The 22583-nt window shown below is 70.0% G+C and carries 20 protein-coding genes; 9 read left to right on the top strand and 11 right to left on the bottom strand.

From position 1 onward, the window contains the following. Positions 1–64: 64 nt before the first annotated feature. Positions 65–1243, top strand: a complete 1179-nt coding sequence (locus tag ACIRR9_RS05490) for a hypothetical protein (protein ID WP_403252820.1) — start codon at positions 65–67, stop codon at positions 1241–1243. Positions 1244–1249: 6 nt separating this feature from the next. On the opposite strand, the gene ACIRR9_RS05485 is transcribed toward ACIRR9_RS05490, so the two are convergent. Next, complete coding sequence (locus tag ACIRR9_RS05485; protein WP_123975434.1) at positions 1250–1792, bottom strand: YbjN domain-containing protein; 543 nt, start codon at positions 1790–1792, stop codon at positions 1250–1252. Between the two features lie 217 nt (positions 1793–2009). Beyond that, the gene (clpB, locus tag ACIRR9_RS05480) at positions 2010–4619 is read right to left on the bottom strand and encodes an ATP-dependent chaperone ClpB (RefSeq protein ID WP_403748175.1); all 2610 of its coding nucleotides are present in this window, start codon (positions 4617–4619) and stop codon (positions 2010–2012) included. Positions 4620–4732: 113 nt separating this feature from the next. Between clpB and ACIRR9_RS05475 the strand changes: the two genes are divergently transcribed. Further along, a complete protein-coding gene (locus ACIRR9_RS05475) occupies positions 4733–5146 on the top strand; it encodes a pyridoxamine 5'-phosphate oxidase family protein (protein WP_403747833.1) in 414 nt (137 codons plus the stop codon). A gap of 192 nt (positions 5147–5338) precedes the next feature. On the opposite strand, the gene ACIRR9_RS05470 is transcribed toward ACIRR9_RS05475, so the two are convergent. Beyond that, positions 5339–5635, bottom strand: a complete 297-nt coding sequence (locus ACIRR9_RS05470) for a (2Fe-2S)-binding protein (protein WP_046730465.1) — start codon at positions 5633–5635, stop codon at positions 5339–5341. A 40-nt stretch (positions 5636–5675) separates the two neighbouring features. Then, complete coding sequence (locus ACIRR9_RS05465) at positions 5676–5840, bottom strand: hypothetical protein (RefSeq protein WP_403747831.1); 165 nt, start codon at positions 5838–5840, stop codon at positions 5676–5678. 102 nt (positions 5841–5942) lie between these two features. On the opposite strand from ACIRR9_RS05465, the gene ACIRR9_RS05460 reads away from it, so the two are divergent. From ACIRR9_RS05460 to ACIRR9_RS05450, 3 genes are read left to right on the top strand one after another with little or no spacing between them, the layout of a single operon-like run. Continuing rightward, positions 5943–6974 carry a helix-turn-helix transcriptional regulator gene (locus tag ACIRR9_RS05460; protein WP_403747828.1) on the top strand — a complete coding sequence of 344 codons (1032 nt, stop codon included), beginning with the start codon at positions 5943–5945 and terminating at the stop codon, positions 6972–6974. Further along, the gene (locus ACIRR9_RS05455; protein ID WP_403747825.1) at positions 6971–7996 is read left to right on the top strand and encodes a LuxR C-terminal-related transcriptional regulator; all 1026 of its coding nucleotides are present in this window, start codon (positions 6971–6973) and stop codon (positions 7994–7996) included. The genes ACIRR9_RS05460 and ACIRR9_RS05455 overlap by 4 nt, the downstream gene beginning before the upstream one ends. Continuing rightward, positions 7977–8963: a helix-turn-helix transcriptional regulator gene (locus tag ACIRR9_RS05450; RefSeq protein WP_403748172.1), complete on the top strand. Its 987-nt coding sequence runs from the start codon at positions 7977–7979 to the stop codon at positions 8961–8963. The genes ACIRR9_RS05455 and ACIRR9_RS05450 overlap by 20 nt, the downstream gene beginning before the upstream one ends. Here the strand turns inward: ACIRR9_RS05450 and ACIRR9_RS05445 are convergent. Then, entirely contained in the window at positions 8917–9978 is a 1062-nt protein-coding gene (locus ACIRR9_RS05445) for a LuxR C-terminal-related transcriptional regulator (protein ID WP_403747823.1), read from the bottom strand. The two genes, ACIRR9_RS05450 and ACIRR9_RS05445, sit on opposite strands and share 47 nt — an antisense overlap. Before the next feature lie 393 nt (positions 9979–10371). On the opposite strand from ACIRR9_RS05445, the gene ACIRR9_RS05440 reads away from it, so the two are divergent. The 3 genes from ACIRR9_RS05440 to ACIRR9_RS05430 are packed head-to-tail and all read left to right on the top strand — an operon-like array spanning position 10372 to position 13692. After that, positions 10372–11919 carry a circularly permuted type 2 ATP-grasp protein gene (locus ACIRR9_RS05440; RefSeq protein ID WP_403747820.1) on the top strand — a complete coding sequence of 516 codons (1548 nt, stop codon included), beginning with the start codon at positions 10372–10374 and terminating at the stop codon, positions 11917–11919. Beyond that, positions 11916–12848, top strand: a complete 933-nt coding sequence (locus ACIRR9_RS05435; protein ID WP_365348347.1) for an alpha-E domain-containing protein — start codon at positions 11916–11918, stop codon at positions 12846–12848. Before ACIRR9_RS05440 ends, ACIRR9_RS05435 begins: the two co-directional genes overlap by 4 nt. 1 nt (position 12849) lies before the next feature. Beyond that, on the top strand, positions 12850–13692 hold the full coding sequence (locus ACIRR9_RS05430; RefSeq protein ID WP_403747817.1) for a transglutaminase N-terminal domain-containing protein: 843 nt from the start codon (positions 12850–12852) through the stop codon (positions 13690–13692). 243 nt (positions 13693–13935) lie between these two features. Here ACIRR9_RS05430 and ACIRR9_RS05425 read toward each other — a convergent pair whose 3' ends face one another. After that, entirely contained in the window at positions 13936–15042 is a 1107-nt protein-coding gene (locus tag ACIRR9_RS05425; RefSeq protein ID WP_403747814.1) for a sugar ABC transporter substrate-binding protein, read from the bottom strand. Between the two features lie 946 nt (positions 15043–15988). On the opposite strand from ACIRR9_RS05425, the gene ACIRR9_RS05420 reads away from it, so the two are divergent. Continuing rightward, on the top strand, positions 15989–17101 hold the full coding sequence (locus ACIRR9_RS05420; RefSeq protein ID WP_403747812.1) for a hypothetical protein: 1113 nt from the start codon (positions 15989–15991) through the stop codon (positions 17099–17101). Between the two features lie 15 nt (positions 17102–17116). Here ACIRR9_RS05420 and ACIRR9_RS05415 read toward each other — a convergent pair whose 3' ends face one another. The 5 genes from ACIRR9_RS05415 to ACIRR9_RS05395 form a co-directional block, all read right to left on the bottom strand. Beyond that, complete coding sequence (locus tag ACIRR9_RS05415; RefSeq protein WP_089100113.1) at positions 17117–17563, bottom strand: heat shock protein transcriptional repressor HspR; 447 nt, start codon at positions 17561–17563, stop codon at positions 17117–17119. 5 nt (positions 17564–17568) lie between these two features. Beyond that, entirely contained in the window at positions 17569–18747 is a 1179-nt protein-coding gene (gene dnaJ, locus ACIRR9_RS05410; protein WP_384559180.1) for a molecular chaperone DnaJ, read from the bottom strand. A 45-nt stretch (positions 18748–18792) separates the two neighbouring features. Next, positions 18793–19449 carry a nucleotide exchange factor GrpE gene (gene grpE, locus ACIRR9_RS05405; protein ID WP_403747809.1) on the bottom strand — a complete coding sequence of 219 codons (657 nt, stop codon included), beginning with the start codon at positions 19447–19449 and terminating at the stop codon, positions 18793–18795. Continuing rightward, complete coding sequence (gene dnaK / locus ACIRR9_RS05400) at positions 19446–21281, bottom strand: molecular chaperone DnaK (RefSeq protein ID WP_365348335.1); 1836 nt, start codon at positions 21279–21281, stop codon at positions 19446–19448. Before dnaK ends, grpE begins: the two co-directional genes overlap by 4 nt. Before the next feature lie 94 nt (positions 21282–21375). After that, positions 21376–22395, bottom strand: a complete 1020-nt coding sequence (locus ACIRR9_RS05395; RefSeq protein ID WP_403747806.1) for an MraY family glycosyltransferase — start codon at positions 22393–22395, stop codon at positions 21376–21378. Positions 22396–22583: the final 188 nt, after the last annotated feature.

Below are 22583 nucleotides of genomic sequence, written 5' to 3'. Positions count from 1 at the left end.
CCCACTTACCCCATCTGCCGCACATTTCTCGCACATCACCGCGATCCCCCTGCACTGTGCGAATGTGAGCCACGCCAGTACCGCCCTCGCCCCGTCCGTCGCAGAGCAACCCGGCACCCGGCTGTCCCTCGTCTCGGCCGGCGGGGTCGCCATGGGGCTGTTCGCCACGGCCCGGCTCACCGGCATGGCCGCGCTCGCGCTGCTCGCCTGGGCGGGCGGCGGGCATCCGCTGACCCTGCTCGGCCGGTCCTGGGACTCGGCCTGGTACCTCGGCATCGCCGCACACGGCTACGGCCGCACCCTGTACTTCGGTCCCGGCATCGTCCACAGCGACCTGGCGTTCTTCCCGCTCTACCCGGCCCTGATCCGCGTCCTCACGGCCCTGACCCCGCTGAGCGGCGCGGGCGCGGGCCTGCTGGTGTCCTGGACCGCCGCCGGGGTCGCCGCCGCCGGCATCTACGCGGTGGGCGCCCGGCTGCACGGCCGCGCGGTGGCCACCGCACTGGTGCTGCTGTGGGGCCTGCTCCCGCACTCCGTCGTGCTGTCCATGGCGTACACGGAACCGGTCCTGACCGCCTTCGCCGCCTGGTCCCTGTACGCGGTGCTGGCCGGGAACTGGCTGTGGGCGGGCACCCTGGCCGCTCTCGCGGGCCTGTCCCGCCCGAACGGCTTCGCCGTCGCGCTGGCCGTGCTCGCCGCCGCCGTCCACGAACTCGTCCGCTCCCGCGGCCGGGTTGCCCACAGGCTGTGGACGGGCGCGGCGCTGGCTCCGCTCGGCTGGACGGCGTACGTGCTGTGGGTGGGCCGGCGCAGCGGGAACTGGCTGGGCGGCTACTTCGACGTGCAGCGCCTGTGGGGCTCGCGCTTCGACCTCGGCCGGGGCTCGCTCGGGTTCGCCCGCCGGCTGCTCCTGCACGGCGACCGCTTCGTCTTCCCGATGACCCTGGTGATCGTGGCGGCGGCCGTGGTCCTGTGCGCCCTGCTGGTCCTGGACCGCGCCCCGCTCCCGCTCCTCGTCTACACAGCCGTGCTCCTGCTGATCACGCTCGGCGGCTCGGGCTTCTTCGAGTCCAAGCCCCGCTTCCTGCTCCCGGCCTTCCCGCTGCTGCTCCCGCTGGCCCGGGCGCTGGTCCGCACGGCGAGAGCCCGGCCCTGGCACGCGACCGTGGTGGTCGCGGCCCTGGCCGGGCTCTCGTTCAGCTATGGCGCGTACCTGGTGGTCGTCGCGCACACGCCGCTGTAGGACCGGTTACTCGCCGTCCTCGGGCTGGTCGTCCTCGGGCTTGTCGGCCTCGTTGACGGCCTCCTCCAGGCCGAGCTGCTCGACGAGCCACTTGTCGAACTCGATCGCGGCCCGCACCCAGCTGACCGTGGACGACACGAAGTGGTTGATGTCGACGCCCATGCCGATCAGCATCTGCGCCTCACCGATGAGACGGACGGTGCCGTCGTCGTGGGTGTGGCTGTAGACCTTGGGCCACAGGGTCCGACGGTTCCAGTCGTCGATGGACTCGAGCAGCTGCGGCTTCTCGTCGATCTTGTGGGGGCGGTCGTAGAACGTCCGTACCGAGAAGACCGCCTGCTCGTCCTCTCCGCGGAACATGAAGTACGTACGGAACGTCTCCCACGGCGCGGCGAGGTCACCCTCGTCGTCGACGACGTACTTGAGCTCCATCTGGTCGAGGAGCTGCTTCACAAGATCCTGATCCGGGATGACGGGGCCCGCCGGTCCTTGGGGCTGCGGCTCGGGCTGGCCCCCGAAGTTCGGAATCGAGGACGGGTCGATGGACATCAGTGGGACTCTCCTGCGGTCGTCTGGTTCGTCCGGTCATCACTGAGACCCGACGCAAGGTCCACCCTCTCTCTCTTGGACCGTGACGGGCAACCGACTCAGCCCTCGCGCCGCCACTTCCTGCCGGATCAGCGGGTCGGGCAGCCGAATCCCGGTGCCCGGCCCTCGGCAGAGCGGCGGCGGTCCGCCGGGTTCCGCAAGGGCCGGGCACCGCTCGTCACAGCGTCTTTCCGGTGTCCTCGGCCGTCACCGGGCCCACGATCAGGCCGTCCCCGAACGCGTCCACGCGGATCGTGTCGCCGTCCTTGACCTCGCCGGCCAGGATCTCCTTGGCCAGGCGGTCGCCGATGGCGGTCTGGACCAGGCGGCGCAGCGGGCGGGCGCCGTACGCCGGGTCGTTGCCCTCCTCGGCCAGCCATGCCAGCGCCTCCGGAGTGATCTCCAGGGCGAGACGGCGGTCGGCGAGGCGCTTGGCCAGCCGGTCGAGCTGGAGCCGGGCGATCCGGGCCAGCTCGTCCTTGGCCAGGGCGGAGAAGACGACCAGGTCGTCGAGCCGGTTGAGGAACTCCGGCTTGAAGGACTGCCGGACCGTCTCCAGGACCTGCCGCTTCTTCTCCTCCTCGCCGAGGACCGGGTCGACCAGGTACTGGCTGCCGAGGTTCGAGGTGAGGACCAGGATCGTGTTGCGGAAGTCGACCGTGCGGCCCTGGCCGTCGGTGAGGCGGCCGTCGTCCAGCACCTGGAGGAGGATGTCGAAGACCTCGGGGTGGGCCTTCTCCACCTCGTCCAGGAGGACCACGGTGTACGGCCTGCGGCGGACCGCCTCGGTGAGCTGGCCGCCCTCCTCGTAGCCGACGTATCCGGGCGGGGCGCCGACCAGCCGGGCCACGCTGTGCTTCTCGCTGTACTCCGACATGTCGATACGGACCATCGCCCGCTCGTCGTCGAAGAGGAAGTCGGCGAGGGCCTTGGCGAGTTCCGTCTTGCCGACACCGGTCGGGCCGAGGAAGAGGAAGGAGCCGGTGGGGCGGTCCGGGTCGGCGATCCCGGCGCGGGACCGTCGTACGGCGTCCGACACCGCTCGTACGGCCTCGGTCTGGCCGATCAGCCGGCGGCCCAGTTCGTCCTCCATCCGGAGCAGCTTCTGGGTCTCGCCCTCCATCAGACGGCCGGCCGGGATGCCGGTCCAGGCGGCCACCACGTCGGCGATGTCGTCGGAGCCGACCTCGTCCTTGACCATGGTGTCCCGGGCCGTCTCCTCCTCGGCCTCGGACGCGGCCTCCAACTCCTTCTCCAGCTGCGGGATCTCGCCGTACAGCAGCTTGGAGGCGGTGTCGAAGTCGCCGTCGCGCTGGGCGCGTTCGGCGGTGCCGCGCAGTGCGTCGAGCTTCTCCTTCAGCTCGCCGACCCGGTTCAGGGACTGCTTCTCGCGCTCCCAGCGGGCGTTGAGGCCGCGCAGGTCCTCCTCCTTGTCGGCGAGGTCGCGGCGCAGCTTCTCCAGGCGCTCCCGGGAGGCCGGGTCGGTCTCCTTCTCCAGCGCCAGCTCCTCCATCTTCAACCGGTCGACGGCGCGCTGGAGTTCGTCGATCTCGACGGGCGAGGAGTCGATCTCCATACGGAGCCGGGAGGCCGCCTCGTCGACCAGGTCGATGGCCTTGTCGGGCAGGAAGCGGGAGGTGATGTAGCGGTCCGAGAGGGTCGCGGAGGCGACCAGCGCGCTGTCGGCGATCTGGACCTTGTGGTGGGCCTCGTAACGGCCCTTCAGGCCGCGGAGGATGGCGATGGTGTCCTCGACCGTCGGCTCGGCGACCAGTACTTGCTGGAAGCGCCGCTCCAGTGCCGGGTCCTTCTCGATGCGTTCGCGGTACTCGTCGAGGGTCGTGGCGCCGACCATGCGCAGTTCGCCGCGGGCCAGCATCGGCTTCAGCATGTTGCCGGCGTCCATGGCGGAGTCGCCGCCGGCGCCCGCGCCGACGACCGTGTGCAGCTCGTCGATGAAGGTGATGATCTGCCCGTCGGAGTCCTTGATCTCGGCTAGGACGGTCTTGAGCCGCTCCTCGAACTCACCGCGGTACTTGGCCCCGGCGACCATGGCCCCGAGGTCCAGCGAGACGAGCCGCTTGTTCTTCAGCGACTCGGGGACGTCCCCCTTGACGATCCGCTGCGCGAGCCCCTCGACCACGGCGGTCTTGCCGACGCCCGGCTCGCCGATGAGCACGGGGTTGTTCTTGGTGCGGCGGGACAGCACCTGCACGACCCGGCGGATCTCCTGGTCCCGTCCGATGACGGGGTCGAGCTTGCCGTCCCGGGCGGCGGCGGTGAAGTCGGTGCCGAACTTCTCCAGCGCCTTGTACTGGCCCTCGGGGTCGGCGGTGGTCACCCGGCGTCCGCCGCGCGCCTTCTGGAAGGCCTCCACCAGCTTCTTCGCGGTGGCCCCCTGCCGGTCGAGCACCTCGCCGGCCGGGCCGCCCTTCGCGGCGATGCCGATGAGCAGGTGCTCGGTGGAGAGGTAGTCGTCGCCGAGGTCCTTGGCGCGCTCGCCGGCGTCGGCGAGGACCGCGAGCAGGTCGCGGTTGGGCTGCGGGGGCGCGACCGTGGAGCCGGTCACGCTGGGCAGCGCGGCCAGCGCCCGCTCGGCGCCCTGGCGTACGGCGGCCTGGTCGGCGTCGACGGCCGCCAGCAGGTCGGTGATGTTCTCGTTGTCCTGCCCCTGGAGCAGAGCCAGCAGCAGGTGGGCAGGGGTGAGGTCCGCGTGCCCCATGGTCACGGCACGGTTGCTGGCCGCGTTGATCGCGTCCCGGCTCCTGTTGGTCAGCTCGGCGTCCACGTTCGGGTTCTCCTCCTCGGCGTCGTACAACTGCTTCAGCCAACATACATAAAGTTGAGTCTATTCCACTCAAGGTGGAGTCGGGAGTCCTTCCGGCGACTAGCTTTCAAGCCATGAGTACATACCGCGTGAACCCGTCCGCACCGGACGAGGCCTACGTCAGCTTCTGGCAGGAACGCCATCTGTGCACCCTCACGACACTGCGGCCCGACGGCAGCCCGCATGTCGTTCCCGTCGGGGTGACATACGACCCGGAGGCGCGGCTGGCTCGGGTGATCACCAACAAGACGAGCACGAAGGTGTCCCATGTGCTGGCCGCGGGTCCTGACGGGGCCCGGGTGGCGGTGTGCCAGGTGGCCGGGCGGCGGTGGGCGACGCTGGAGGGGCGGGCACGCGTCCGGAGCGAGCCGGAGCGGGTGGCGGAGGCCGAGCGGCGGTACGCGGAGCGGTACGGGAGAACCCCCGGGGAGAACCCGTCCCGGGTGGTCATCGAGATCGAGGTGGAGGGCGCGCTGGGGCGGGGGTGAGCGGAGCGGGCCGGCCTCCGGGGCGACCGCCCCGTTCTACCGGCGGGTTTCGGCCACCGTGAACGTTGACCGGAACCAGCCGATACCTTGAAATGTCCCCCGAAAACTGCAGCGGCGTCACCGTGTTCAGGTCACGGTGACGCCGCTGCTGGGGGAAGCACCTGAGCGATCTTTTACGACGGGGGAATCGCGTCAGGCACTGCGGGGGGTGGCCGAGATGGTCCTCACGTCCGGTACCTCCGGCTCAGCCAGCCGGTGGTCCCGTTGGTCCAGGTTCACAAAGATCATTCCGTACCGGACGGCACAGCGGACGGGCTGTGGCGCGCCTCGGGGCTTGCGCAGACACCGGTAGGCCCGTACGTCCTCGTCCTCGTCCCGCGTGACGACGACCGGCTCACCGAAGACGGTCACCATCAACGAGTCACCACTGTGGGGGATGGCGGTGACCAGGTCGATGAAGTGCCAGCCCGAGCGGTAGGCGGTGGCCATTTCGCGGCGGAAGGATCGGTCGTCCGGTGGGGTGGTCACTTCAACTCCCGGCTCCGGCTGCTGCGCTGTTCACGGCAACCGCAGGCCACTCGGTGACGGCTTGGGTGGTGTCGCCCCTGACGCCGGAGAGGCTGGTCGACACCCCCATGGCCACCAGAGCTGCGAGCACGGTACCGAGCACCGAGCGAAGCAGTCTGTTACGCATGGTCGGCTTCGTCCTCACTAGAAAGTCCCTCTCCCCCGTCAGATAAGACGATGGCTCATTCGGGCACGTGGTGGCCACACAATCAGTGCATCATGTTCCTGCATGTTCAGGACCCTGGGGGGTGGAGATTTGACAATCAAGCGGGTGAAAGCGACACATCCTCATACTGTGACCGCGTTGTGTGATGAAGGCAGCCGCCTTTACGCCGCAGCACTGCGATCGGGACGAGTCGCCCGCGCGGACGCGGAAGCCGCTCCCTGTCTGATGGAACTCGCCCTTCTCCACCCGGATCCCGACGACTCCGCCTGGCTGCTCCCGGTCCCGCCGGCCGTCGCCCTAGCCCGCCGACTCAACCCGATCGAACGCGAGATCACCGAACGCAGACAGCTGTCGGTCGAACTCGCCCAGATCTTCGAGCCGTTCATGACGATCGGCCCGGAGGCGAACACGGCCAGCGACGCGATCACCGTCCTGGAAGGCAGCGAGCGGATCAACGCCGCGCTCAACCTCGCCACCTCCCAGTCCCAGTCCGAACTCCTCACCGTGCAGCCTTCCGACCGGATCTCGGAAGCCAGTCTGTTGCGGGGTCTCGAAAGAGACCGACACCTGATCGAACGCGGTGTGAAGGTCCGTAGCCTGTATCAGCACACCGCCCGCTACAACCCGGAGAAGCTGGCCTACGCGGCCCAGCTCTCGGACGGCAAGTTCGAGTACCGCACCATCGACGAACTGGTCGAGCGCCTGATCATCGTCGACGAGTCCATCGCCTTCATCCCGGCCCGCGACGACCAGAAGGTCGCCCTGGAGCTACGCCATCCGGGTGTGGTCCGCTATCTGATGAAGGTCTTCGAGTACCTGTGGGACCGGGCCGTACCGATGAGCGCGGGCGGCCCGTACGCGGTCGACTCCGACGGCATCACGGAGATCCAGTACTCCATTGCCAAACTCCTGGTGGAAGGCCACGTCGACGAGGCCATCGCCCGCCGGCTGGGCATGAACGTACGGACCTGCCGCGCCCACATCGCCAAACTGGCCCAGTCCCTCGGCAGCGGCAGCCGCGCCCAACTCGGCTATCTCATCGCCCAGTCCGGCCTCCTGGAACAGACGCTCCCGGGGGAGGGCGACACCCGGTGACGTACACCCCGCACATCGAACACGGCATCGAGGACCTGTGCGACGCGGGGACGAAACTCTACGAACACGCCCTGCGCCAGGGGCGGCTGTCCGCCGAGGACGTCGCCGAGGCCCCCTGCCTCGTCGACCTCGGCCTGCTCCACCCGGCGCTGGACGACGTCGACCGGCTGGAGCCCGTCGCCCCGGACATCGCCCTGAACCGGCTCCTGCGCGGGTCCCGCGCCCGCGTCGCCGAGGAATGGCGGCTGGAGGAGCGCCTGGTGGAGCTCCTCGGACCGCTGACGAACATCCAGGGCATACCCGGCACGACGACGGACTCCCCGGCCCTACGGCTGCTGAGCGGCACCCGGCGGATCAACCAGGCCCTCGACGAGGCCATGACCGAGGCCCGGCTGGAAGTCCTCTGCGTCCAGCCGCACGCCGGTCTGGTCGGTGAACGCGGCGAGGCGGCCCTCCCGGCCGCCCACGAGCGCGACCAGACGTTCCTCGACCGCGGCGGCCGTTTCCGCACGCTCTACCAGCACACCCTGCGCCATCTGCCGAACGTGTACACCTATGCCGAGGACCTGAAGGGCGACAGTGAGGCCCGCGGCCTCGACGAGGTGCCCGACCGGCTCGTGGTCATCGACCAGACGGTCGCCTTCGTGCCCGCCAACGCCGACGGCACCCTCGCCCTGGAAGTCCGCCACCCGGCCCTGGTCAAGTACCTGACCACCACCTTCGAACGGCTCTGGCGACTGGCCACCCCGATGTTCCCCAAGACCGAGCAGCGCCCCACCGTCAACGGCATCACACCCCGCCAGCAGGCCATCGCCGCCCTCCTCGTGGAGGGCCACACCGACGCCGTCATCGCCGACCGCCTCGGCATGAACGTGCGCACCGCCCGCGTCCACATCGCCAAACTCGCCGCCACCCTCGGCAGCGAGAGCCGCGCCCAACTCGGCTACCTCATAGCCCAGTCGGGCGCCCTAGCCCAGTTGGCCCCAGGGAAGGAGGCCCCCGCTGACGCACACGGAACATGACCTCGAGAGCCTGTGCGCCACCGGGGCGGACCTCTACGAACAGGCTTTGCGCAAGGGGTACATCACCACACCGGACGCCGTGGACGCGCCCTGTCTCATCGACTCCGGTCTGGTCCACCCCGTGCTCGACGATCCCGGACGGCTGGAGCCCGTCGCCCCCGTCGTCGCCCTGAACCGCCTGCTCCGCGGCACACAGAAGCGCATCGCGGAGGAACGCAGACGCGAGCACCAACTGGTCGAGCAGTTCGCACCGTTGCTGCACGCCGACAGCCTGCTTCCGGCGGCGGGCACCCCGTCCCTGCAACTCCTCAGCGGCACGCGGCGGATCAACCAGGCCATCGACGAGGCCATGGCCGAGGCCCGGCACGAGGTGCTCTGCATTCAGCCGCACACGGGCATCGTCGGCGAGCGCGGAAAAGTCGCCCACACCACCGCCTACCGACGCGACCAGGAGTTCCTCGACCGCGGTGGCCGGAACCGGGCGATCTACCAGGCCAGCCTGCGTCACGTCCCCACCGTCTACACCTACGTCGAAGTACTGAAGGGTGACACCGTCGGCCGCAGTCTCGACCGGGTGACCGACCGGCTCATCGTCATCGACCGCAAGGTGGCGTTCATTCCCGCCAACGGCGCCGGCACGGTCGCCCTGGAGGTGCGCCAAGAGGCCGTGGTCAAGTTCTTCGTCACGACCTTCGAGGTGCTCTGGGACGTGGCCACCCCCATGTTCCCCAAACTGGAACGCCGCCCCACCGTCAACGGCATCACACCCCGCCAGCAGGCCATCGCCGCCCTCCTCGTCGAAGGCCACACCGACGCCGTCATCGCCGACCGCCTCGGCATGAACATCCGCACCGCCCGCGACCACATCGCCAAACTCGCCGCCACCCTCGGCAGCGAGAGCCGCGCCCAGCTCGGCTATCTCATCGGACGCTCGGGGATCCTTGCCCAGGAAGGTCGGGAAGGCTGACCGCGGCCGGCGGACCGGTCGTCCCGCCGGGCGGCCGGTCCAGCCCCACCTGCGCTATCCGCACGCCCAGTTGGGTACGGCTGGCCGCGCCGAGGGTCTCCGAGAGGCGCGCGATATGGGCGCGGCAGGTGCGCACGCTGATGCCCAGGCGCTCGGCGATCACCGCGTCCTGGTGGCCCTCCGCAAGGAGCGCCGCGATGGACTGCTCCCGGTGTGAGATGCCCTCGATACCGGTGTCGGGGAGCGGGGCGGTGAGCGGGATCGCCAGCCGCCAGAGCCGTTCGAAGACGGTGACCAGGTACCCGACCAGGCCGGGATGGCGCAGCTCCAGGGCCATCGTGCGGTCGGCGTTCGCGGGGATGAACGCCACCGTGCGGTCGAAGAGGATCAGACGGTCGATGACCTCGTCGAGGGTGCGGGCCTCCACCGCGTCGCCCATCAGCTCCAGGTAGTTGAGCAGCCCCTGGCCGTGCCGGGCGACATGCGTGTACAGGTCGCGCATCCGCACGCCCCGGCCGCGCAGGGCGACGGCCCGGTGCAGGCCCTCGGTCAGCTCGGACTCGCGGCGGATGCCGCCCGGCTGCACGGTCAGCACCTCGGTCGTGCACGCCTGGGTCGCCTCGTCCATGGCCGCCTGGATCCGCGACAGCCCGTCAAGGACCCGGATCGCCGCCGTGCCCTCGGCGGAGGCCGACGCGGCCTGCAACTGCCGTCCCAGACCGGCGTACCAGTCGAACGCCGCCACCGCCGAGCCCATCCGCCGCTGGCTGTCCGTGACCTCGTCGTAGACCCCGCGCAGCAGCCGGGTCATGACCTCCTGCGGGGAGGTCGGCACCAGCCAGTCCATGTCGTCGGGGTCCGGGTGCAGCAGCGCCAGCTCCAGCAGACAGGGCACCGCGTCGGCGTCCGTGCGCGGCACCCGGCCCCGGCGCACGGCCCGGGAGTAGACACGGTCCCCGGCGTCGCACAGCCGGTCGGCACCGTGTGGATGCTCCTCCGCCCCGTGCCCGGTCATCGCCCATTCCACCCCCGGTTTGCTGCCTCTTCCGCAGCGCAACTATGAGCGGTCCGGACCGGCTCCGCAACACGGCTCCCCTCGCACCGGGCGCCGTAATGCACCGGTACGACGGGGTATCGTCCGGCCTCCGCAGCCCGCGTTGCAACAAGATGACGGTGGTGCGCATGGGGTGCGGAAGGCAAGGTGGGAACCGCTTCCCACGGGCGTTGCCGGACGCCCGGCGGGTGCTCCGGCCGGCATCCCCCGCGGGCCGGAGCACCCGCGCAACGCGTCCACGGGGGAGACGCGTTGCGGGGAGGGCCGCTCGCGGGCACGTGACGTGGCGGACCAGGCGGATCCCCGAAATCCGCCAGTGATCGCCGCGTTACGTGCCCGCTCTAACGTCCCCTCATGGCGGACATATTTGACGCGTACGCGTTGGCCGACGCGTGGGACGAGATGTTTGTGCGGCCGGGTGAGGTCAGGACCGCCTATGAGCCGGTGCTGGCGGCACTTCAGCCGATCGAGCCGAGTGAACTGCGCTTCCGGGCCGACCAGATGGCCCGTGCCTTCACCGACCGGGGCGTGACCTACGCCTTCGCGGGCGAGGAGCGGCCCTGGCCGCTGGACCTGGTGCCCAGGATCCTCGACGCCCTGGAATGGGATCTCGTACGAAGAGGCGTCGCCCAGCGGGTGCGGGCCCTGGAGGCCTATCTCGCCGACGCCTACGGACACGCCTGCGCCTTCGAGGACGGTGTGGTCCCCTGGCGGCTGCTGCTGGGCTCACCGCACTTCCACCGGGCGGCGCACGCGGTGGAGCCGCCCGGCGGGGTGCGCATCCATGTGGCCGGGATCGACCTGGTCCGGGACGAGGCCGGCGCCTTCCGGGTCCTTGAGGACAACGTGCGGGTGCCGAGCGGGGTGTCGTACGTCATCGAGAACCGCAGGGCCATGACCCGGATCTTCCCCTCCCTCTTCGCCGAGCAGCACGTGCTGCCGGTCGACGGGTACGCCCAGCGGCTGCTGGCCGCGCTGCGGGCCGCGGCGCCCGGCGGGGCGGCGAACGACCCCCGGGTCGTCGTCCTCACCCCCGGCCCCAGCAACGCGGCCTACTTCGAACACGCCCTGCTCGCCCGGCTGATGGGCGTGCAGCTGGTGGAGGGGCACGACCTGGTGTGCCGCAGCAACCGGGTGTGGATGCGGACGACCCGGGGCGAGGTGCCCGTGCACGTCGTGTACCGGCGGCTCGACGACGACTTCCTCGACCCGCTGCACTTCCGCCCCGACTCGGTGATCGGCTGCCCCGGCATCCTGAGCGCCGCCGTCGCCGGGAACGTCACACTCGCGAACGCCGTCGGCAACGGTATCGCCGACGACAAGCTCCTCTACACCTACGTCCCGGACCTCATCCGCTACTACCTCGGCGAGGAACCGATTCTGCCCAACGTGGAGTCCTATCGACCCGATGAACCGGGCCAGTTGGAGGCGGTCCTCGACCAGCTCGACCAGCTCGTGGTGAAGCCCGTGGACGGGGCCGGCGGGCAGGGGATCGTCATCGGCCCGAAGGCCGACCGGGACACCCTGGAACGCACTCGCAAAGCAGTCGCCGCCGACCCGCGCGGCTTCATCGCGCAGCGTCCGGTCGCCCTCTCCACCTCTCCCACCCTCGCGGGTGACCGCATGGCACCGCGCCACATCGACCTGCGCCCGTTCGCCGTGAACGACGGCGACGACATCTGGGTGCTGCCCGGCGGCCTCACCCGGGTCGCCCTCCAGGAGGGCAACCTGATCGTCAACTCCAGTCAGGGCGGCGGCTCCAAGGACACCTGGGTGCTCGCCGAGGGCCCCGCCGAGCGCCCGGCGCCGGCCGGCGCGGGCCCGATCCCCGCGATCGCCCCGCGCCGCCTGGGCCCCGACGGCACCCGTGCCGTCGTACCGGAAGGAGGACAGCAGCAGTGAACGACGTGATCCTCTCCCGTATCGCCGAGTCGCTGACCTGGACCGGACGGTATGTCGAGCGGGCCGACGCCACCGGCCGCATCCTCGACGCCTATCTGCACCGGATGCTGGAGGACCCCTGGCGCGACGAGGACGCCGCCTGCCGCTCGCTGTACGCGATCCTCGGCGTGGACGCCGGCGGGGAGCGGGTGGACATGCAGCAGGTGCTGGACCAGCTCGCCTTCGACGCCCGCTCGACGGGCTCCATCGAGGGCGCCCTGGGCGCGGCCCGGCTGAACGCGCGCAGCGCCCGTGAGGCGGTCTCCTCGGAGATGTGGGAGTGCCTCAACTCCACCTGGCACGCGCTCGGCGACCAGCGCCGCGCGGCCCGCCGTACCGGCCCCTACGCCTATCTGGAGCTGGTCCGCAGCCGGGCCGCCCTGTTCTTCGGGCTCGCCGACTCCACCATGAGCCGGGACGACAGCTGGCGGTTCGTCGTCCTCGGACGCAGCCTGGAACGGGTCGACATGACCGTACGGCTGCTGTCGGTGCGCGTACTGGACGCGGCGCACGCACCGGACTGGACGACGCTGCTCAGCGCCAGCGGGGCCGACGAGGCCTACGCGCGGGTGCACAGCGGGTTCGGGGACACCCCGCGGGTGGCCGAGTACCTGCTCCTGGACCGGGACTTCCCGCGCTCGGCCCTGCACGCGCTGAGCACGGCGGAGGAGTGCCTGGCCGCGCTCGGCCGGCCCCGCCAGGATCCGGCGCGCTCCCCCATCGGCCGGGCCCGCACCCGCCTCGAATACCTGGACACCGCCTCCCTGGAGGAACAGCTGCCGGTCCTGCTCCGGGATCTGCAGCAGGCCTGCATGGCCTCCGCCGACGCGGTCGCGGAGCGGTTCTTCCCGTACCAGGGGCCCGTGGAGTGGGCCCAGGAAGGAGCCTGACATGGCTCGTCGCCTGCGTATCCGGCACACCACCCGGGTCTCCTACGCCCAGCCCGCCTCCTCCTCGCACAACGAGGTCCGGATGACCCCGCTCACCCTGCCGGGCCAGACGACCCTGGACGCACGGGTCACGGTCACTCCCGCGACCTCGGTGTGGTCGTACTGGGACTACTGGGGCACCCAGGTCACCGGCTTCGACCTGATGGATCCGCACGAGGATCTGACGATCACGGCGTCGAGCCTGGTGGAGACCTCGGCACCGGGGCCGTTGCCCACCGCGCCCACCTGGGTCGAGCTGTCCGAACGCGCGGCCGGCTCACGGCTCCTGGAGTTCATCGGCCCCACGGAGCGTACGACGGTACCGAAGAAGCTGGTGAGGAAGGCGCAGGGCGCCGCCGCCGGGCTGGCGCCGCACGAGGCCGCGGCGGCCGTCTCCGAGCTGGTCGCCGACCGGGTGGCGTACCTTCCGGGGGCGACCGGGGTGAACACGTCCCCCGCTCAGGCGTGGGCCCAGCGGGCGGGGGTGTGCCAGGACATCACGCATCTGACGATCGCGCTGCTGCGCGGGGTGGGGCTGCCGACCCGGTACGTCTCGGGCTATCTGCACCCGGAGCGGGAGGCGGAGCTGCACCGGCCCGTCGCCGGGCAGAGCCACGCGTGGATCGAGTACTGGGCGGGCGAGTGGTGCGGGTACGACCCCACGAACCGGGTGCGGGCGGACGAGTCGCACGTGGTGGTGGCCCGGGGCCGGGACTACGACGACGTGACTCCGCACAAGGGGGTCTACCGGGGGGTTCCCGGAGGGGCCCCGGAGGTGACGGTGGAGTTCACGAGGGTCGCGTAGCCGGTCGTCCGCGGACCGGTGGGGGGGGCGGCTGGTCGCGCCCACGCGGCGACAGCCGCACATCGATACGGCCCGCGCCCCTGAAGAGGCGCTCCAGCCGGCGCCTCTCCCCAGAGGGGGACCCTCAGGCGGCTCGGGTGGGGCGCTGGGGGTCCCCCCTGCCGAAGGGGGCCCCTGCCGAAGGCTGGGGGAGGCACCCTGCCAGCGCCGGTAGGCGTCCCACCCCCGCCCGCCCCACCGCGCTTACTTGAGGCCCACCGCCGCGCACGCAGACTTGTACTGGGCCGTGCAGATCTGCGAGACCTTGTAGATGCCGTCGGCGACGACGGTGTCCTTGATCTTGCTCTTGGTCACGGCGTTGACCTGCACCAGCTGGGACGGGATGTTCTTGGTGGTGGGGCTGTCGACCTGGTCCTGGGTGAGCGCGTCGAACTGGATGTCCTTGCCCTGCACCTTGTAGACGGCCATCTCGGCGGCGGCCTCGGCCTCGTCCGGGTAGGGCTTGTAGACGGTCATGTACTGCTCGCCCGCGAGGATCCGCTGGATCGCGTTGAGGTCCGCGTCCTGGCCGGTGATCGGCGGCATGCTGGTGACGCCGGCCGCCTTGAGGGCCTGGACGATGCCGCCCGCCATGGCGTCGTTCGCGGAGTAGACCGCGGCGACGTTGTCCTTGCCGATCGCGGCGACCGCCTTGGCCACCTCCTGCTCGGCGATCTTCGGGTCCCAGTCCTTGGTGTCGTACGAGCGGGCGATCGTCACCTTGCCGGCCAGCTCGGACATGGCGCCCGTCTTGAACTGCTTGGCGTTCGGGTCGGTCGGCGAGCCGTTGACCATGATGACCTTGTCGGAGGTGTCGACGTTCGACCCGAGGCCTTCGAGGAGGGTACGGGCCTGCACCTCGCCCACCAGCTCGTTGTCGAAGGAGACGTAGGAGTCGATCGGGCCCTCGGCGAGACGGTCGTAGGCGATGACCGGGATGCCCGCCTCCTTGGCCTTCTTCACCGAGCTCGCGATGGCGTGCGCGTCGACGGAGTCCAGGATGATCACGTCGACCTTCTCGTCGATCATCTTCTGCATCTGCGTCGCCTGCTTGGGGGCGGACGACCCGGCGTTCTGGTAGTCGACCTTGCCCTGCTTGTTCGTGAGCTCCGCGATCTTGGACTTCATGATCGGGTAGTCGAAGTTCGTGTACCGGGTGTTGATGAGGTCCGGCATCAGCACACCCACGGTGATGTCGTTGCCCTTGGTCGGTGTCGCGGAGGTCGATGAACCCGTCGCGTCGAGCATGCCGCAACCGGCGAGCGAGAGGGTCATCGTGGACGCGGCCACGAACATGGCTATACGACGCATACGGGGGCTCACTTCAGGTGCGTTCCGGACGTGGGGCTGTTTTGCGGCCCAGATGTCTGAAAAGCCAACGCGGAGGCCGTACCCGGCGTCAAGCGGAATCACTTAACGAGTGCGCAACACCACGCTCCGCCGATCCTGTGAACGACCAGCGGAACCGCCTCCAAACGCCCTTTACGGACCCTCCATGCAAAGGGAGTTCATGGGGAGGCAAAGATCAGTACAACCAACTCCCCGGCGGCCGGTTCGCCCTCGCGGCCGCAAGATCAGCCTCTGGTCCGACACGACCGGTTCCCGTCCGAAGACCGTGAACGTGACAATCCCCAAGGGGGCACACCCTCCGTATCGACTACGTCAACCGGCCTGGCAACACCAAGGTCAAGTTCACCTGTGCGCCCCGCACTTCGGCGAGCATCGACAGTCAAGCCGCCCACCCCGACCGGGGCTTTCGTCTCACTACAACTCGGCCAGAGGCATGGCCAGTCCCACCTGATTCCTTATGGATCCGTAGTGATGCCCTGCCCTCCGCCTCGTCCCGGTTGCCTGGCGTCGTATGTGAGTGCGTACATCGAAGGTGTGACCTTTTCGTGCGGGTGTCGTTGATCCGACGGGATGACGGCATCACGAGCGGAAGCAAGGGGGGACGGTGAGTCGGCAGCCGCCACTGGGCGAGGCGCCACGCATCGCCTGTGCCCCTGGCCTGCTGCGTATCGAGGTGGAGGAGAAGACCGGGAACATCCCCACCGCGGCGGTGCCAGCTCGGCGGATGGCTGAGCCTCTGGTCTGGTCTGGTCTGGTCTGGTCTGGTCTGGTCTGGTCTGCGGTATGGCAGCCGAGCTGCTGGCCGCACGCTGTCGCATGGCAGCTGATTTGTGGGAGGAGATGACAGCGATGCGGGCTGGCCAGACGCGGAAGTTCCGGGGCAAGAAGGGCGTACGAGGCGCACCTGATGATCCTCGGTCCGGGCTACACCTCCCCCAACGTGCGGGAGATGCGGCTCCAGGCCGCCGCGCTGGACCGGGTCGGCGGCGTGGACGGCAACGTCTCCAACCTCTCCGTCGTCTCCTTCCCCACCTCCGTGGACCCCGTCGACAGCGCCCCGGCGTCCTCGGAGATCACGCTCACCGGCGCCGAACACGCACAGCTGGAGAAGGAAGCCAAGAAGCGGCGGGGCCGTGCGCGGGCACTGGAACGCTCCCGCCGCGCCACGAACACGGCACAGTACGGTCTGTCGAAGAAGCAGCAGCGCCGCGCCGACCGGCGGGCTTCCAAGGGCCTCCCGGCCAAGGCCGTCACCGTGCCCGGCGGTGCCCGCACCGCACGCTCCGATGGAGTACCCGAGCAGGCGTTCCGCCGCGACCGACTGTCGAACAGCTACCGCAAGGTGCGCGCCCGTCAGGCCGAAGCCGCCGCATCCGCCGCCGAGCGCCGCCGCCACCGCGCCGGTCTAGTGGCCCGTGAGATCATCGCCGCCCACGGGCCGAACCTCACGGTCGAGGACTGCGACATCCGCACCTGGTACCGGCTGTGGGGTAAACGGCTCTCGCAGACCACGCCGGGCATGCTCATCAAGGCCCTGGAGGTCGAGTGCCAGGCGGCGGCCGGTAGGCTTGTACGGGTTAGCACCTGGTCGACTGCCCTGTCCCAGCACTGTCTCTGCGGCGAGCGCGTCAACAAGACGCTGCGCGATCGCCAACACAAGTGCATCGCCTGCGGGCTGATCGGCAAGCGCGATCTCGTCTCCGCCGCCTTGGCAGCGTTCGTCCGTCTCACCGACATGGACGACCCGAAGACCGCGTATCTGGACACCGCGCTGTCCCGGCGCGCACAGATCATGTACGGAGAAGGGCTGGAAGAAGCCCTGTGTGAGTCAACCACTCCAAGCCCGAAACCGGTTCGCCGGTCGGGACGTGTGGCAGTCCCCCGCCAGCAGGAGACCTCTGCTCACCGAACCGCCGCAAGGCGGCCCCGAGCGACCCCGGATGAGACACGCCTTGTGCGTGACCACACCGGAAAGCCCGGACGCCGCCCCGGCTGCGACCCGAAGCTCACCCTCTGGTGAACTGCGGGACAAGTCTTAGTCCTTGGCCTTCTTCGGCCGCCACACCACCAGCGCGCTGGTCTGCTGCACCTCCTGGTACGGCACCAGGTCGCGGCGGTAGGAGGCGTGCACCGCCGCCTCGCGCTGCTGCATCGCGGCCGCCGCGCCGTCGACCGCCGCCTGGAGTTCGGCGACGCGCTGCTGGAGCGCGATGACCTGGTTCTCCAGTTCGATGATGCGCTTGATGCCGGCCAGGTTGATGCCCTCGTCCTGCGACAACGCCTGCACCTGGCGGAGCAGTTCGATGTCGCGGGCCGAGTAGCGCCGGCCCCGCCCGGCCGTGCGGTCCGGGGAGACCAGGCCGAGGCGGTCGTACTGGCGCAGTGTCTGCGGGTGCAGTCCGGAGAGCTGGGCCGCCACCGAGATGACGTAGACCGGGGTCTCCTCGGTCAGTTCATACGGGTTACGTCGACGGCCGTCCATCTCTGTCATGCTCCCTTCGCGGCCTCGAACAGCTCGGCCCGCGGGTCCTCACCCGCGGTCGCCTCGCGATACGCCTCAAGTGCGTCACGAGCCTTCCCCGACAGGTCCTTGGGGACACTCACCTCGACGGTGACCAGGAGGTCGCCGCGGGTGCCGTCCTTGCGGACCGCGCCCTTGCCACGGGCGCGCATGGTGCGGCCGTTGGGCGTGCCCGGGGGCAGCTTCAGGGTGACCGGCGGTCCGCCCAGGGTGGGGACCCTGACCTCGCCGCCGAGGGTGGCCTCGGTGAAGGTCACCGGGACGGTCACCGTGAGGTTGTCGTCCTTGCGGCCGAAGACCGGGTGGGTGTCCACGTGGACCATCACATAGAGGTCGCCGGCCGGGCCGCCGCGCTCGCCCGGCGCGCCCTTGCCGCGCAGCCGGATGCGCTGGCCGTCCGTCACCCCGGCGGGGATGCGGACCTGCATGGTCCGGGACGACTTGGCGCGGCCGCTGCCCTTGCAGTCCGGGCAGGGGTTCTCCGCGATCAGGCCGCGGCCCTTGCAGTCGGGGCAGGGGTCGGTGAGCGAGAAGCCGCCGCCGGATCCCCGTGCCACCTGGCCGGTGCCGACGCAGGTCGGGCACACCCGGGGTGTGCCGTTGGCGTCGCCGGTGCCCGAACAGGCCTTGCAGGGGGCCTGCGAGGACATCCGCAGCGGGACCGTGGCGCCCTCGATGGCCTCCGTGAAGCTGAGCGTGACCTCGGACTCGATGTCCTGGCCGCGCCGGGGCTGGGTGCGCGCACCCGCGCCGCCGCCCCGGTTGAACAGGCCCCCCAGGACGTCACTGAAGCCGCCGCCGCCCCCGCCGAAGCCGCCCCCGCCCTGGGCGGTGCCCCCGAAGAGGTCGCCCAGGTCGAAGTTGAAGTTGCCGCCGCCCGCGCCCGGCCCGGGGCGGAAGCCCCCGTTGCCGAAGAGGGCGCGGGCCTCGTCGTACTCCTTGCGCTTCTTGGGGTCGCCGAGTATGTCGTTCGCCTCGGAGATCTCCTTGAAGCGCTCCTCGGCCTTGGCGTTGCCCTTGTTGGCGTCCGGGTGGAACTCGCGGGCGAGCTTCCGGTACGCCTTCTTGATCTCGGCCTCGGTGGCGTCCTTGGGGACGCCGAGGACCTTGTAGTAGTCCTTCTCGATGAAGTCCTTGGTGCTCATCCCCGACGCGCCCCCTTCCCGGTGTTCCGCGTGTTATCTACGACTTCAGCCCTCCTCAGGGCCGTTGTCCTTGTCGTCCCCGGCCGCGGGGGCCTCTTCGGCGCCCTCGGCCTTCACCGGGGTCGCCCCCGGCTGCGGTTCGGCGACCGCCACCCGCGCGGGGCGGATGGTGCGCTCACCGATGCGATACCCGGGCTGCAGAATCGCCACGCACGTCGTCTCGGTGACGTCCGGCGCGTAGCTGTGCATCAGCGCCTCGTGGATCGTCGGGTCGAAGGGCTCGCCCTCCTTGCCGAACTGCTGCAGGCCCATCTTCGCCGCGACCGTCTCCAGCGACTCGGCCACCGACTTGAAACCGCCGACCAGTTCGCCGTGTTCCCGGGCGCGGCCGATGTCGTCGAGCACGGGCAGGAGTTCGGTCAGGAGGTTCGCGATGGCGATCTCCCGGACCGTGATCCGGTCGCGCTCCACCCGTCGGCGGTAGTTCTGGTACTCGGCCTGAAGGCGCTGGAGGTCCGTGGTGCGCTCGCCGAGCGCGGTGCGTACCTGGTCCAGCTGGGCCGTCAGACCGGCGACCTGTGCGCTTGAGTCCCCGGCCGGGGCCGCCCCCTGAGAGGGAGCGGCCTTCGGCGCGGCGTCGTCGGGGGTGGCGCCGGAGGGGACGTCGGGCTTCTCCTCGAAGCCCGGGGTCTCCTCCGTCACGCGGCACCGTCCTTGCGCTCGTCGTCGACGATCTCGGCGTCCACCACGTCGTCGGCGGCGTCACCGGCGGGGGCACCGCCGGCGGCGGCACCGGAGGCCTGGGCGTCGGCGTACATGGCCTGGCCCAGCTTCTGGGAGACGGCCGCGACCTTCTCGGTGGCGGTGCGGATCTCGGCGGTGTCCTCGCCCTTGAGGGTCTCCTTGAGCTCCTCCAGGGAGGCCTCGACCTCGGTCTTGATCTCGCCGGGGACCTTGTCCTCGTTGTCCTTGAGGAACTTCTCGGTCTGGTAGACGAGCTGCTCGCCCTGGTTGCGGGTCTCGGCGGCCTCGCGACGGCGGTGGTCCTCCTCCGCGTACTGCTCGGCCTCCTGGCGCATCCGGTCGACCTCGTCCTTCGGCAGCGAGGAGCCGCCGGTGACGGTCATCTTCTGCTCCTTGCCCGTGCCCAGGTCCTTCGCGGTCACGTGCATGATGCCGTTGGCGTCGATGTCGAAGGCGACCTCGATCTGCGGGACACCGCGCGGGGCCGGCGGCAGACCGGTCAGCTCGAACATGCCGAGCTTCTTGTTGTACGCCGCGATCTCGCGCTCGCCCTGGTAGACCTGGATCTGGACGGAGGGCTGGTTGTCCTCGGCGGTGGTGAAGATCTCGGACCGCTTGGTCGGGATCGTCGTGTTCCGCTCGATGAGCTTGGTCATGATGCCGCCCTTGGTCTCGATACCGAGGGACAGCGGGGTGACGTCGAGGAGCAGGACGTCCTTGACCTCGCCCTTGAGGACACCGGCCTGGAGCGCGGCGCCGATGGCGACGACCTCGTCCGGGTTGACGCCCTTGTTGGCGTCCTTGCCGCCGGTCAGCTCCTTGACGAGCTCGGCGACGGCGGGCATACGGGTGGAGCCACCGACGAGAACGACGTGGTCGATCTCGCCGAGCTGGATGCCGGCGTCCTTGATGACGTTGTGGAACGGGGTCTTGCAGCGCTCCAGCAAGTCCGCGGTCAGCTGCTGGAACTGGGCGCGGGTGAGCTTCTCGTCGAGGTGCAGGGGGCCCTCGGCGGAGGCGGTGATGTAGGGCAGGTTGATCGAGGTCTCCGTGGAGGAGGACAGCTCGATCTTGGCCTTCTCGGCGGCCTCGCGGAGGCGCTGGAGGGCCATCTTGTCCTTGCCGAGGTCCACGCCGTGGCCGGCCGCGAACTGCTTGACCAGGTAGTCGACGACGCGCTGGTCCCAGTCGTCACCACCGAGGTGGTTGTCGCCGTTGGTGGCCTTCACCTCGACGACGCCGTCACCGATCTCCAGGAGGGACACGTCGAAGGTGCCGCCACCGAGGTCGAAGACGAGGATCGTCTGGTCGTCCTTGTCGAGGCCGTACGCCAGCGCGGCGGCGGTCGGCTCGTTGACGATGCGCAGGACGTTCAGGCCCGCGATCTCGCCGGCCTCCTTCGTCGCCTGGCGCTCGGAGTCGTTGAAGTAGGCCGGGACGGTGATGACCGCGTCGGTCACCTTCTCGCCCAGGTAGGCCTCGGCGTCGCGCTTGAGCTTCTGCAGGATGAACGCGGAGATCTGCTGGGGGTTGAAGTCCTTCCCGTCCAGCTGGATCTTCCAGTCGGTGCCCATGTGACGCTTCACGGACCGGATGGTCCGGTCGACGTTGGTGACCGCCTGACGCTTGGCGACCTCGCCGACGAGGACTTCGCCGTTCTTCGCGAAGGCGACGACGGACGGCGTGGTCCGGGCACCCTCGGCGTTGGTGATGACGGTGGGCTCGCCGCCTTCAAGAACGCTTACGACGGAGTTAGTCGTGCCCAGGTCGATGCCGACCGCACGTGCCATGGTGATTTCCTCCAGCTGACTTGAGTGGAACGGACTCAAGTGTGCATCAAGCCTGCCCCTGGGTCAACAGACCTGAGTGGAGCAGACTCAAGTCTTATCCGTTCCTTACACGCAAGTGGCCGCTGACCTGCGCAGTCTCCGGAGGCCGGGAGCCGTAGACAGGGATCCGAAGGAGTACGAGTACGGCGATCAGGGTGACGCCGACGACCCAGGCGACGGTTGCGGAGGCGATCCAGCCGCCCTGCGCGAGCACCGCGACGAGTACCCCGGCGAAGGATCCGGCACCCAGGACGATCGTCGCCCCCGGCGAGCTGAGCCCGAGCCGCCGCAGCCGGTGCGCGAGGTGGTCGGGCCCGCGCCGCAGCACCGGCCGCCCGGCGAGCAGCCGCGACAGGAGTACGACCACCACATCGGCGCTCGCGACGGCGGTGAGCGCGAACAGCACGCCCGCGCCGGCGACGGGGTCGTGCCCGGTCCGGGTGAACAGCGCGGCCGCGGCCAGCACGAACCCGGCGAACAGCGAGCCGGTGGCGCCGAGGGCGATCCGCGCGGGATGCCAGTTGTGCATCAGGAACCCGGTGAGCGCGGCCGCCAGCACGCTCAGCAGTACGGCGAGCCCGTCCATGACCTCGACGGTGGCACAGGCACCGACCCCGAAGGCGGTGACCACGCCGACGGTCCCGGCGAGGCCGTCCGCATGGTCGAGCCCCTTGAAGGCGACGGCGACGAAGGCGATCCACCCGACGGCGAGCACCCCGCCCCCGACGCCGAACTCCTCGTACGGCACCACGCACGCGGCCGCCACGGCCGTACCGAACAGCAGGAACCGCGTCTTGAGCCGCCACACGTCGGCGACCACCCCGAGCAGCGCCACGACTCCCCCGGCGACCAACAGCTCACCGACCCCGGTGCCGAGCGGGGCGACCCCGCTCCAGTCGCCGACGCCCGCGACCAGGCAGGTGGCGCCGACGACGGCGAGCCCGCCCAGCGCCGGCACCGGCCGCACCCGCCTGCGGTCGACCAGCCCCAGCCGCAGGGCCGCCGGCCGGATCAGCGCGGAGAGGACGGCGGCTAGCAGCAGGGCGGTGGTGGCGGCGGCGATCCCGTAGAGCACAGGTCCAAATTAGACCTGAATGTAACAATTCTTTATGAATAACACGATTGGGTTGGGAGGAAGCGCAGGCGGACCTCAGCGATCCAGATCACCTCGCCCCTGACTACAGTGCGAGTAAAGATGCGGGTAGTCTCAGAGGACTGCATAAGTTACCGCTTAGTAATTTCGGGAACCCTCGCGAAGAGACC

Source organism: Streptomyces sp. NPDC101234, from assembly GCF_044767525.1.
GTDB classification, from domain to species: Bacteria; Actinomycetota; Actinomycetes; order Streptomycetales; family Streptomycetaceae; genus Streptomyces; species Streptomyces sasae.
Note: the sequence above shows the minus strand (reverse complement) of the source record. Positions and strands in the feature narration are given on the sequence as shown.

Coding starts and splice junctions, on each gene's coding strand:
- ACIRR9_RS05420 (WP_403747812.1), top strand. CDS start 15,989: ATGATCCTCGGTCCGGGCTACACCTCCCCCAACGTGCGGGAGATGCGG.
- ACIRR9_RS05475 (WP_403747833.1), top strand. CDS start 4,733: ATGAGTACATACCGCGTGAACCCGTCCGCACCGGACGAGGCCTACGTC.
- ACIRR9_RS05415 (WP_089100113.1), bottom strand. CDS start 17,563: ATGGACGGCCGTCGACGTAACCCGTATGAACTGACCGAGGAGACCCCG.
- ACIRR9_RS05465 (WP_403747831.1), bottom strand. CDS start 5,840: ATGCGTAACAGACTGCTTCGCTCGGTGCTCGGTACCGTGCTCGCAGCT.
- ACIRR9_RS05485 (WP_123975434.1), bottom strand. CDS start 1,792: ATGTCCATCGACCCGTCCTCGATTCCGAACTTCGGGGGCCAGCCCGAG.
- ACIRR9_RS05430 (WP_403747817.1), top strand. CDS start 12,850: ATGGCTCGTCGCCTGCGTATCCGGCACACCACCCGGGTCTCCTACGCC.
- ACIRR9_RS05470 (WP_046730465.1), bottom strand. CDS start 5,635: ATGGCCACCGCCTACCGCTCGGGCTGGCACTTCATCGACCTGGTCACC.
- ACIRR9_RS05425 (WP_403747814.1), bottom strand. CDS start 15,042: ATGCGTCGTATAGCCATGTTCGTGGCCGCGTCCACGATGACCCTCTCG.
- dnaK (WP_365348335.1), bottom strand. CDS start 21,281: ATGGCACGTGCGGTCGGCATCGACCTGGGCACGACTAACTCCGTCGTA.
- dnaJ (WP_384559180.1), bottom strand. CDS start 18,747: ATGAGCACCAAGGACTTCATCGAGAAGGACTACTACAAGGTCCTCGGC.
- ACIRR9_RS05440 (WP_403747820.1), top strand. CDS start 10,372: ATGGCGGACATATTTGACGCGTACGCGTTGGCCGACGCGTGGGACGAG.
- ACIRR9_RS05445 (WP_403747823.1), bottom strand. CDS start 9,978: ATGACCGGGCACGGGGCGGAGGAGCATCCACACGGTGCCGACCGGCTG.
- ACIRR9_RS05460 (WP_403747828.1), top strand. CDS start 5,943: ATGTTCAGGACCCTGGGGGGTGGAGATTTGACAATCAAGCGGGTGAAA.